The sequence below is a fragment of the Lysinibacillus sp. GbtcB16 genome, from assembly GCF_019091145.1.
GTDB lineage: Bacteria > Bacillota > Bacilli > Bacillales_A > Planococcaceae > Lysinibacillus > Lysinibacillus fusiformis.
The window spans coordinates 296461-308697 of record NZ_JAGXJV010000002.1 but is presented as its reverse complement, the minus strand read 5'-3'; the positions used below and the strand labels follow the sequence as shown (position 1 = coordinate 308697).

Here is a 12237-nt window from a genome sequence, read left to right as displayed (position 1 = left end):
CCAACCTTTCCTCTAATACCATAAATGGAATCGCGATAAACTACTTCCTAAGAAGAAGTTCACAACAACTAATAAATAGGCATAAATATGTACCCATGCATAAGTTGTACCTATCAGCTTGCTTTTGCGATTCACATATAAGATAAAGCAATACAAAATTAAAATAATGAAGGATCCTATGATCTTCGCATCGAAAATCGAAAGACTCTCTAATGTTAATAATGCCCATTCAAACCCTAATATTAAACTTATAAATAACATCGGGATTCCAATAAAGAATGATACATTCATCCAGTTGCTCGTTTGCTGTAAAGATGGCAGTCTTGTCCAAAGATGCGACCACTTTTTCTTCTTCAGCAATCGATATAAAACAAGATATAAAATGGCAAACACAAATGTTAATGTGAATGCTGCATATGACAATATCGCAAATGATATATGAATAAAAAGCATTTCCGAAATTAATGTATCTCCGACAGTTCCCGTAGGACGTTTAGGCATAAATGTAAATATACTAGCAAACAAAAATCCTAATATATTTATAATAAATACCGGTAAGTCTACTCTTGCAATGCAATGCAGGATAATGGATAACGTCACAAGTAACCAGGAGTAAAAGAGAATTCCCTCTGACAATGATAAGATCGGAAAGCGTTTCGTTTCCACAAACGTTAAAATAATAATGGCACTTTGAATCATCCATACAAATGAAACAAGCCAGAAAGCAATGCGCCTTGCTCGTACTTGCTTATAAAAATAATCAGTAAAGTAAAAAACTAGACTGATCGCATACAAGACGATCATCACCTCATATAGCCTTGTCATGGTCAAATCAGCCAATAGACATCCCTTCTTTGTAGTGAAATTGTAAAGCTATAAATAAGAAAACAAAAAACGTTTTCGTATCCTAAGTTTACCATACAGATACGAAAACGCCTCATGTAATATCAGTAGAGAATCCAATAGCGCAACACCACTTCGTACAACTTCAGTGTACAAAACGCATTAGATTATTTAGAAAGAATACTTTGGTTCAGCAGAAGTTTGAGTTGCCTGTGCGCGTTCTTTACGCTCAAGCTCTTGCTTCGTCATCTCTTGAACTTCAGCTTCCACAGCTTCTTCTATACCAAAAATTTGTTGGAATAAACGTAACTGTTCATTTGCTTTTGGTGAATTAGCCATTTCTTTCGCTTGTAAGATTGGCTCTTTTAACAATTGATTAATAATTGATTTTGTATGTTTACTTAAAATTTTACGTTCACGTTCCGTTAAATCTGGCATTTTATTCTCGATACTAGTCATGGTCTCTTCTTGAATACGATTTGCTTTTTTCCGTAATGCAGAAATCACAGGTACGACACCAAGCGTAGACACCCAATCTTTAAATTGGAGCACTTCATGCCCAATCATATCCGTAATATCAGCAGCAGCACGTTCACGCTCCGCTAAATTGGCTTCGACAATACCTTGTAAATCATCAATATCATATAAGAAAACATTTGGTAAATCACCAACACGTGGATCGATATCACGAGGAACAGCGATATCTACCATAAATAATGGTTTCCCTTTTCGTAAACGTTCCACGAATTGCATGAGCTCATAATCAATGACATAATCAGTTGCACCAGTCGATGTAATTAAAATATCTGCTTCTAATAAGGAGCACTGTAATTCCTTCATTGATTTAGCTTGACCATGGAATTTTGCAGCTAGACTTTCCGCTTTTTCAAACGTACGGTTAATTACTGTTACTTTTCCTACTCCACTGCCGTAGAGGTTTTCAATCGCAAGCTCCCCCATTTTCCCTGCACCTAGAATAGCTACATGCTTGCGTTGTAAAGAGCCAAAAATTTTCTTTGCTAATTCTACTGCTGCATAAGAAACTGATACCGCATTCTCGCCGATAGCTGTTTCATTATGTGCTCGCTTTGCAAATGTTACCGCTTGTTTAAATAGTTGATTGTAAACCGTTCCTGTCGTGCCAATCTCTTGTCCACTTAAAAAGCTTTTTTTTACTTGCCCTAAAATTTGCGTTTCACCTAGAACCATTGAATCGATCCCAGCTGTCACTTTAAATAAATGTTCAACTGCCTCATCTTCTTCACGAATTGTTAAATACGAAGAAAATGTCTCCACAGGCAAGTCAAACCAATCAGCTAAAAATTGTTTCACAAAATGACGTCCAGTATGCAATTGATCCACAACAGCATAAATTTCTGTACGGTTACATGTCGAAACAATAACGTTTTCTAAAATACTTTTCTGCTTTTGCAGCGCTTCCATTGCCTGAGGTAGTTCACTCTCAATGAATGATAACTTCTCTCTTATTTCAACAGGCGCTGTTTTATAATTCAAGCCTACTACGATGGTATGCATGAATAACACCTCACACGTTCTAATTCACAAATTTTATTATAGCACAGTTCGACAATAGTTCATCTATAATTTGTGAACATGTCATGAAGAACTGCATTTCGTCATCTACATTAGAATTATTATAAACTAAGTGTAACAAATTATACGTTTTGTTTCAAATTAAAAAACTGCCCCGCATAAAGGAGGCAGTTTTCATCATTAATTTGTTATAGAAATAGTTTTCATTGAAATAATATTTCCATCTTTATCATATGCGATCAAGTCAATTTCATTATTAACTTTAAAGTCCTGCATAGTTTGTACTGTTTTCGTTAACATAAACACATGATCACTACGTTTTAGCAACTCGAATTGTACATCACCACTAATCGATTTATAACGTACATTAATCTTCGCAACGTTTGGACAATTACCATCAATACGAGCGCTCATTGTAAGATAGCCTTTTCGCAATGATACATTTGCATCCTCAAATAAATCATCCGGGTTGATACAGCTTGATGCCGGAGTTTTACATAAAATCGCATCAATCAACTTTTGGAACACCTGATGCAATTGTAAATTATCAAGCGCGTGATAATAAGCTCCGCCAGTTTCTGTAGACAATTGCATTAAAGTAGCATCACTTATTTGTGATTTCTTGCCCATACTTACTGTATATATTTTCACACCTTGCTTTTTCGCTTCACTGATCACTTTTGTCATTTTAGATTTACTTGTTTTCCCATCAGATACAACTACAATAGCTTTAGCCGTTTTTGTATCGTTTGAGAATTTCGTTAATGCAATATCAATACCTGCAAAAATATCCGTAGCACCTTTCTCTTTAGATGCTTTATAAAGGTCTTTCTTCAATACAGTATCTGTTGTTCCCTCACCAAGAATTGTTGCCTTTGTGTTTGTTTCGATGACGATGTTATTTTTCGCCTTCAATTGATTGATAAATTCAATCATTTTTTTGCCACGATAATTAGTTGGATCAACAGCTTTCATAGAAGAAGAATAATCCACTACATAAGCAATTTCTGTTGCTAATGAGCATGAATTTTTACTGAAGTACGGATTAGTAAAAATATCTTTGGTTACTGTTTTATCTTTTAACCCCTTCAAAATTGTTGCATAACGAGGGTCTATTGGATTGACAAGGGTTGCTTCTACTTTAGATTTGCCATAGATGATAGAGTCAAAGTATGCAACAGCTGTACCTGGACTACCTGTATTGTTTAATGGATCTGAAGTATTCGTAATAAACGAAGCTGTTTTTTCCACTCCATCATACTTGATTTTAACTGTTCCTTGATAATCCGTAACTGGTTCTCCACCAGGACGAACTAACGTCACCATGACTTTTGTATAGCGATCCTTGCCTGATGGTCTAGAGGCAGCATCAGCACTTTCTTTCAATGCCTCTACTCGTTTTTTATAAGCCTCTACTTGTCCAAGTAACTTCCCGCCTTGATATTTTAATAACACCGTACGATCATAGTTACTTAAGTTGGTAAAAATAGAATAAATTTTCATGACACTATCATAATGTTCAAGTGTTAATTTTTTTTCTTCCGGCATATGGTTCATAAGCTGGATGATAGCTCCAACTGGATTAATGTTTTCTACCTGAGAGGCGATTTCATCATCAATCCCTTGAACACGGTAAATCGGACGGCCATCTTCAGAAATCATATACATAATTTCTGTTTTAGCTGGCGATGTGACTGAATTATCTAAACGACGATTTAACAGTTCCTCAAAAAGGTAAACAGAAATATTGTAGTTTTCAAATTGTAAAATAGCATTTTCATACCCTAGTGCTGGATATCTAGGATCTGAACCTCCGTAACGTAAATAAACATTTTGAACATTACCCAAAGCGTCTGTTACATTAGTTTGCTGCCCAATACTAAATAGCTTTTTATCCCCGTCATACTTTAATGGAATTGGTGAATACACATCAATTATATTTTGTGTGAAGAACTCTGGCAATTTCTCATATGGGATATATGGTGGTGTCACATTACCATTATCATCATCTGTATTAGTAGGATCATAGACTTGGTAATCAATACGCAATTCAGGTTGTGGTGAATAACGCACCTCTGCTTTTAATTTTTGCCCCACAAGACACTTCATTGCTGGATCTGTGTTATTAACCAATTCAAAGGAAATCGTATCACGAGCAGATTTTGTTAATTTTGGCGCTACAACAATAGCTGATACAGTCGAACCATCAGATTGGACGGTTCTAACCGCTTCGCCGGAAGTATCGATAATCGTACCGTAAGTTGACGTTACACGGAATGTATAAGATTTATCATCCGCAATTGGGTCTCCATTACAAGCCTTTAAAGATACAGTCACAAGTGTTGAATCCACTTCATTCGCAATTAAATCAGGTTTTTCCACTACAATGCTTTGCAGTGCATTATTTACATAATCAGGTCCAGTAAAATCATTGGAGTTATCCTTTGGCTCTTCAAAATCCGCACTATTGGAGCCCATGAATCCTGGAGGTAATGTAATACTATCATTATCACGACCAGCTGCACTTCGCGTTAATCCTTGTACGGCAAAGTTACCATTTTGGACTGCTCTGTATAAGAATGTCGCGACATCACCACGTGTTAATTTTGTTGATGGATTAAAGCTTGCAAATGTCTTTTTGCCTGAACTACTTGTCGATAAATTGTTTGAATATAAATATTGAACAGCTTGTGGTTCATCTAAATCCAATCCTTTAAAAGCGGCATAAATTTGTGCAAATTGACCACGAGTAATCGCTTTTGATCGATTGGCATTTACATGTGTTCCATTAAACGGTAAATAAAAATCACTATAAAAGTTATAAGCTACACTATCCGTATAAGATAATGGATAGTTACGGTCTAGCTTCGCAAACATGAGGACAAGCTCTCGATCTGTCACTTGCTCATTCGGTAAAAAGTTATTGGCATTGTTCAAAGTCATCAATTCATTGTCAACCGCCCAAGAAATGGCTTTGTAATTATTACTATTCGTCGGAACATCTCTAATTGTTGTAGCTGCTTGCGTAACAACAGGTGTTGCTGTCATCAAAAGAAGCATGAAGCTCAGCATAGTAAGCAATGCTTTTTTTACATATGTCATGGTTGTTCAGTCCTTTCTTTAGTTAAAGAACAATATGTCATCACGATAATTTTGTTTCAAGTCATCTTCTAAATATTTCAAGAAACGTTCTAGGACAACGGAAGCTTCTGCTCGAGAGAGTGGTTTATTTGGATTGAAACGTCCAGCAGAATCGCCAATCATCAATCCAAGCTCATTGGCAATATAGATACCATCTCTTGCATAGTTTGGAATTTGGTTGTCATCCGTAAATTTCGTTAAAAAGCCAGGATTAGGCGCTCTATTTTCCAGGCCTAAAGCACGAACAAAGATAGTTGCCGCCTGTGCTCTTGTGATGGCACCATCAGGCATGAAGTAATCCGCTGAAACCCCTTTAATGATCCCTTTATTTAAAGCTGATTCAATATAGAAATAGTCTTTAGTAGATCGTTTTAAATCCTTAAAGACACTTGTAGTAGGAGCTTTTCTTGATTTCTTTTCTTCAAACACGCGTAGGTCCACCGCTTTACCAATGGCTGTAGTAAAATCAATGCGTTTCATTGGCGTTTTAGGAGAGAAGAAATTACTTGAATCTGAATAAATACCTAGAGAATACAGTTTCTCAATTGCTTCTTTCGCATAATGATTTGTTAAGTCCCGAAATTTAGGAATAATAAGACGTTCAATAGTAGGCATATATTCTGTATCTAAATCCAGTGTACCTTTTTGTCCAGAAGCTAAATTATAAGTGTACTCCGATATAACGTCCTTTTCACTGACAACGGCATAGCCACCTTCGAAGCTGCCTAAAGTACCTAGGTTCTCCTCGTAATTCAGGATACGTGATTTACTAGTAGATACGCGATTTTTTACATGGCTTGTTTTACCATCACTGAATGAATAAACAGACTCTGTGATTTGTGTTTCAGTTGCTCCCCAAAAGTTTTCATAGCCTGCATGTCTGCTATCAGTTTCAATCGTTATGGTGTTTTGAACCGCATTTTTCCCTTTGCCAGTTTCATAGGCATAGGTCTTTCTTGAAATTACATTTCCCGAGTAATAATCAGAAGCTGCCCGATTATCTGTAACAGTTCCTTGGGAAAATTGATAATCGACTAAAGAATAAGTAATCGATCCGATTGTAATTTTTTCAGTATATTTCTTAACCTCTCCATTAGAAGTTTTTTGACCAATACTTGCATAATCCACAACATCTGACTCATAGGCAATGTTTCTTGTTAATGTTGCGCCATTGTTGCCAGTTAACTTCATACTATACGTTTCAGTTAGTTTGCCCTTTGATTCTTTTTGTGTAATTTTAATATCTTTACTAGTTCCTTTGAAAATGACGGGTGCTCCTGAAAGAAATACCGCTTCCTCATATGTATATTCATTTTTCACGGCACCTGTTGTTTCTAATGAAGCAGCTGATGCATGGAATGGTGTAATCGAATTAATTACAAAAATAGCCAGAATGACTAACACTAATTTTGACCAATTTTTTTGCATGCGCTTATCCTCTCTTTCACTGTACATAAAGTGAATCATGATGCTAGCTTTAAAAATTTCTAAAACAAAAATCTGCTTATCTTTCGAAAGTATTGACAATTTAGCCCATAAGCCTAAGCGAAGATTCCTTTCATCGCCTTTTTGCTAATACTATTCGCATTAGACTCGCAGATTTTAGTTTGTTATTGACATTAATCTACTAAAATAAAATGTCCCTTTACAAATCGATCCGATAATACAACTAAACGATCCGATGGCTGTAAATCAGATGCCTGAATCACTTTACCTGCTTTTATCAGTGTCGCTTGATCAATATTCATATTAATCATCTCACCTGCTTCATACCAACGGCCATTTTGCCATTGACTAACACTCTTGACATTTATAACAGCAGGATACGTAGATTTCACAGATTGTAACTTCCCTGTAAGCATTAATGGTGCAACAGGTTTGGCATTATCTAACATATGAAGGGCCTGTACATGACCATCCTTCACATAGAAGTAACCATAATCCCCTTCAGATAAATAAAGTTCAATATCAGGCATGACATTATATGTTCTACTTCCGTCATCTACCTTTGCCTTTGTTGAATTACTAACCGACAGAACTGTACGATCTGTTTTTTTGAAAACATTGGATTCTATTTTCATAGCATCGTCAATTTCAATAAGGTAGCCATCAGCTTGAGATAATCTTCCATAATATAGTTCATGACCAGCTAAGTTTGGAGACATAAAGCTATCACTCGTCACTTGCACTACCTGTGCATAGTGATCACGAGCAGCACCATCCGTAATTACAAATGCTGTACCATAAGCCATAAGCCCCGTCGGTTCAATTAAACGCCCATTACGAATTAAAATAGTTCCATTATGGAAATACATTGAGCCTGCTGTTTTAAGTTTTAACAGTTTGTAATCTGTGTCAACAGATAGCATTGGTTCATAATAAGTTCGTTCATTGTTTTTCAATACTACAATTTTCTCAATAACTTCTTTCCCAAATTGTTTTACAGTCGCGTAATAAGCTTCGCTACCAATATAATTTTTCAATTGACCTTTCTCTACCTTAGTATTTCCCACATATATCGGTACCTTGGAAGTGAAAGGCATTGTTGAAAGGTCTGCAGTTATTTGAGAGCCAAATTGCCAGTTAACAAAAGCATGCTGGTTTTTGACAGTTAATTTATTGGCATTAGGATTAACTGCTTGTATTTCCCCTTTATATAGGTTTTCTACAAGAGTACCCGTTTCACTTATTGCTATTTTTGTAACAATAGAAGTATTTTTATTTTTCAAGCTCAATTTAATTCGATCTCCAACATATAGTGCACTGATATCCGTTGCAGATGAGCTTTTTTGATAAACAGTTTCTTTATTAATATAGTAAGTAGTCTCTGCACCAACATCTGGCTTAACCATAATGAATAATCCATTAGGATCGATATTCGTTACGACACCAGCAATTGTGGTACTGTTGCCACCAGTTGATGGAACATTTGTTTCTGTTGGTAAATTAGATTTACCTCGTAGTTCCACAACACTTCTTAAAGAAATGTCAGCTTCCACTTCCATGCCCATTTTAAAACCTTCTATAGTTGTGGACGTATTATTAATAAATAAGCGAGTGTTCTTATTAATATTGTAGGTTACAGAACGGCCGCGATCATTTTGCAATGTCACTTTACTCAACTGCTTTTCTATCGTGCCATCTGGCTTGGTATATTCTGAATATGTTACATCAACAAAGGTACCAGTTACTAATTGGGCAGCCTTAGCTGTTTGGTTAAAGGAAAAAACTAGAACCATCAGTAACATAATCGATAGTATGTATGATATCTTTTTCAAAAATTCTGCCTCCTTGCTAAATTTTAGTCATGAATAGTATATCGTATTATTGGTAGTTTTTCTCATTCAAAAAGTTACAATTTCTATCTCAAACGATAACTTTAAAAGTAGAGGTAGCTTAAATTAAAGCTACCTTGCCTGCTCAGACCTGAACATCAATTGTATGTCCAGCTGTCGGATGTGGAGCATCTAACATTTCAACTAATTGTTCTGTGTTTTGCTGTTGCATATCCATCGCTTGTTTTGTTACAGCCAAGGATACGTTTTGCATAAGTGTCGCTTGATTCATTGCCATCGATAAAGCCGCTATATCCATACAGTCCACCTCCTATCTACCTTATCGGCAAAATTTTTCATTTCTCAAGCATATTCTCCAAGTTTCTCCATACTTCATAAGTAAAAATAAAAAGCATCTACAGTCCTAATTCATTAGAACCAATAGATGCTTTTTTTTACATTCTATTTTCGATAGTACGCCAAGCCTCTTCAAAACCAAGGCCTGTTTCTGAAGAAAAGACAATAAGTGGATCATTTTTTTCCATCTCCAATGTCTCTTTGACAATTTTTTTATGCTTATCCCATTTACCTTTTGGGATTTTATCTGCCTTCGTTGCAATCACAATGCAAGGAATATTATAATGCTTTAAAAAATCATACATCATGCGATCATCCGCTGTTGGAGGATGACGCAAATCAATAATTTGTACAACTGCTTTTAATTCTTGACGCCCTGTAAAGTAACGCTCAATCATTTTTCCCCACGCTTCACGCTCTGATTTCGAAACCTTTGCATAACCATAGCCAGGAACATCTACAAAAAATAATTGTTCTTCAATTTTATAAAAGTTCAGGGTTTGTGTCTTACCAGGTTTAGACGAAATACGCGCTAAAGCTTTACGTCCGATCATTCGATTAATGAAGGAAGATTTCCCTACATTTGAACGACCAGCTAATGCAAATTCTGGCAGTCCATCTTCTGGATATTGGTCTGGTCTTACCGCACTAATGACCATTTCGACATTATGGACTTTCATTTTTCTAAATACCTCCGTCCAGCGCATAGGCTAATACTTCATCTGCCGATGACACTAGTTTAAATGTAAGTTGCTCACGGACACTGTCTGGGATATCTTCTATATCGCGTTCATTATCCTTTGGACAAATAATAGTTGTTAATCCTGCACGGTGAGCACTTAATGTTTTTTCTTTCAAACCACCAATTGGTAGTACCCGACCACGTAATGTGATCTCACCTGTCATCCCCACTTCTCTGCGAATCGGTCGGTTTAGAATGGCAGAGACAATAGCTGTGGCCATTGTAATACCTGCAGATGGCCCGTCTTTAGGGACAGCACCTTCTGGAACGTGAATATGAATATCATGTGTATCAAAATATTCTGGATCTACTTGAAGTTTCTCCATTTTTGTTCGAACATAGGATAAGGCTGTTTGAGCTGATTCTTTCATGACATCTCCCAGCTTACCTGTTAGTTGCAATTTCCCTTTTCCAGGTGTTAAGGATACTTCAATTTGTAATGTGTCGCCACCAACTGTTGTGTAAGCAAGACCAGTTGCAACACCTACTTGATTTTCCTTTTCAGCCTGTCCATAACGGAAACGATGTTTACCAAGCAATTCTTGGATTGATTTCGAGTTAACCGTTACCCGTTTTTTCTCACCCGAGACAATTATCTTGGCAATTTTACGACAAAGCGTAGCAATTTGACGTTCTAAACCACGTACTCCAGCCTCACGTGTATAATAACGGATAATATCAATTACGGCTTCATCCTTAATAATAACTTGTGACTTTTTCAAACCATGTTCTTTCAATTGCTTCGGAATTAAATGATTATTCGTAATCTGTGCCTTTTCAATTTCTGTATAGCCTGCTATAGAAATTACTTCCATACGATCTAACAATGGTCCTGGGATGCTACTCAAATCATTGGCAGTCGCAATAAATAGGACATTTGATAAATCATATGTTTCCTCAATATAGTGATCACTAAATGTATTGTTTTGCGCAGGATCTAAAACTTCTAGCATCGCTGCAGCAGGGTCTCCTCTAAAATCATTAGACATTTTATCAATTTCATCTAATAAAAATACCGGATTAATGGTACCAGCCTTTTTCATCCCTTGGATAATACGACCTGGCATAGCTCCTACATACGTACGACGGTGCCCACGAATTTCAGATTCATCACGAACCCCGCCTAATGAAATACGAATAAATTTGCGGTCTAAGCTTTCCGCGATAGAGCGAGCTAAAGATGTTTTCCCCACACCTGGAGGTCCCGCTAAGCAAAGTATCGGTCCACGAAGTGAATTTTTCAGCTGACGGACAGCTAAATATTCAAGAACCCGTTCTTTAACTTTTTCTAATCCATCATGATCCCGATTCAAAATGTTCTCAGCATGATCAATATTCATGCGATCCTCAGTTGCTTTTGTCCAAGGTAACGAAATGAGCCAATCGATGTAATTTCGGATAACGCCACTTTCAGCACTAGCACCTGGAATTTTTTCATATCTATCTAATTCCTTCAGTGCCACTTCTTTTGTTGACTCAGGCATCCCTGACGCATCAATTGATTTACGTAACTCTGCTACTTCACCCGTTTTTCCTTCACGGTCCCCAAGCTCGGTTTGGATAGCCTTCATCTGTTCACGTAAATAGTATTCTTTTTGCGTACGCTCCATCGATTGCTTCACTTTTGAATTGATCTTCTTTTCTAGATCGAGTACTTCTTGTTCATCGTGCAAACGAATAATTAAGTGATCTAGTCGTTTTTTCACATTCAGCATTTCCAACACTTCTTGCTTATCTGCAATTTTAAATGGTAAATGTGATGCAATGATGTCTGCTAATCGTCCTGGTTCCTCAATATCTGCTACAGTGTTGATGGTCTCGGCTGTTATTTTATTAGAGGATTTAGCATATTTTTCAAAATACGTTAATAGTGTACGCATTAAAGCTTGCGTTTCTACATCCTTACCTAACAAATCCTCTTTTACGTCAATATCAACAAATGTATAATTTTCTAAGGCACGATAGTTTTTCCAAGATGCACGTGCGACTCCCTCAACTAAAATTCGCAATGTGCCATTTGGTAATTTTAACATTTGTTTGACATAAGCCATTGTACCAATCGCGTATAAATCTTGTTCTTCAGGCTGTTCATCGTGCATTTCCTTTTGTGTTACCAATAAAATCATCTGGTCCTCTAACATTGCCTGTTCTAGCGCTGCTACAGAACGATTTCTACCCACATCAATATGTAACACCATCGATGGGAATACTAAAAGTCCACGTAAAGGTAATAATGGTACATTTGTTGTTTTTTGTATAGTTACCATGCGGGTATTCACCTCCGTCAAAATTTTCATGTTCAATTCCCGCGCTACTAGTATGTGT

Annotated in this window: 8 protein-coding genes; all 8 read right to left on the bottom strand. The window is 36.6% G+C overall.

What is annotated here, in order from left to right; translation table 11 throughout:
• Positions 1 to 12 precede the first annotated feature (12 nt).
• A complete protein-coding gene (locus KVT27_RS13375; protein ID WP_036119291.1) occupies positions 13 to 840 on the bottom strand; it encodes a cytochrome C assembly family protein in 828 nt (275 codons plus the stop codon).
• Positions 841 to 1014: 174 nt separating this feature from the next.
• Positions 1015 to 2379, bottom strand: a complete 1365-nt coding sequence (gene hemA / locus KVT27_RS13370; protein ID WP_008180664.1) for a glutamyl-tRNA reductase — start codon at positions 2377 to 2379, stop codon at positions 1015 to 1017.
• Positions 2380 to 2577: 198 nt separating this feature from the next.
• On the bottom strand, positions 2578 to 5499 hold the full coding sequence (locus KVT27_RS13365) for a vWA domain-containing protein (protein WP_217581462.1): 2922 nt from the start codon (positions 5497 to 5499) through the stop codon (positions 2578 to 2580).
• A gap of 18 nt (positions 5500 to 5517) precedes the next feature.
• Complete coding sequence (locus KVT27_RS13360) at positions 5518 to 6966, bottom strand: S-layer homology domain-containing protein (protein WP_036119301.1); 1449 nt, start codon at positions 6964 to 6966, stop codon at positions 5518 to 5520.
• Between the two features lie 191 nt (positions 6967 to 7157).
• Entirely contained in the window at positions 7158 to 8816 is a 1659-nt protein-coding gene (locus KVT27_RS13355; protein ID WP_254636143.1) for an epsilon-toxin family protein, read from the bottom strand.
• Positions 8817 to 8958: 142 nt separating this feature from the next.
• Positions 8959 to 9132, bottom strand: a complete 174-nt coding sequence (locus KVT27_RS13350; RefSeq protein ID WP_080709112.1) for a YjfB family protein — start codon at positions 9130 to 9132, stop codon at positions 8959 to 8961.
• A gap of 136 nt (positions 9133 to 9268) precedes the next feature.
• Positions 9269 to 9850, bottom strand: a complete 582-nt coding sequence (gene yihA / locus KVT27_RS13345; RefSeq protein ID WP_008180654.1) for a ribosome biogenesis GTP-binding protein YihA/YsxC — start codon at positions 9848 to 9850, stop codon at positions 9269 to 9271.
• A 4-nt stretch (positions 9851 to 9854) separates the two neighbouring features.
• On the bottom strand, positions 9855 to 12179 hold the full coding sequence (gene lon, locus KVT27_RS13340) for an endopeptidase La (protein WP_036119308.1): 2325 nt from the start codon (positions 12177 to 12179) through the stop codon (positions 9855 to 9857).
• Between the last annotated feature and the right edge of the window lie 58 nt (positions 12180 to 12237).

Coding starts and splice junctions, on each gene's coding strand:
- lon (WP_036119308.1), bottom strand. CDS start 12,179: ATGGTAACTATACAAAAAACAACAAATGTACCATTATTACCTTTACGT.
- KVT27_RS13350 (WP_080709112.1), bottom strand. CDS start 9,132: ATGGATATAGCGGCTTTATCGATGGCAATGAATCAAGCGACACTTATG.
- KVT27_RS13365 (WP_217581462.1), bottom strand. CDS start 5,499: ATGACATATGTAAAAAAAGCATTGCTTACTATGCTGAGCTTCATGCTT.
- hemA (WP_008180664.1), bottom strand. CDS start 2,379: ATGCATACCATCGTAGTAGGCTTGAATTATAAAACAGCGCCTGTTGAA.
- yihA (WP_008180654.1), bottom strand. CDS start 9,850: ATGAAAGTCCATAATGTCGAAATGGTCATTAGTGCGGTAAGACCAGAC.
- KVT27_RS13360 (WP_036119301.1), bottom strand. CDS start 6,966: ATGCAAAAAAATTGGTCAAAATTAGTGTTAGTCATTCTGGCTATTTTT.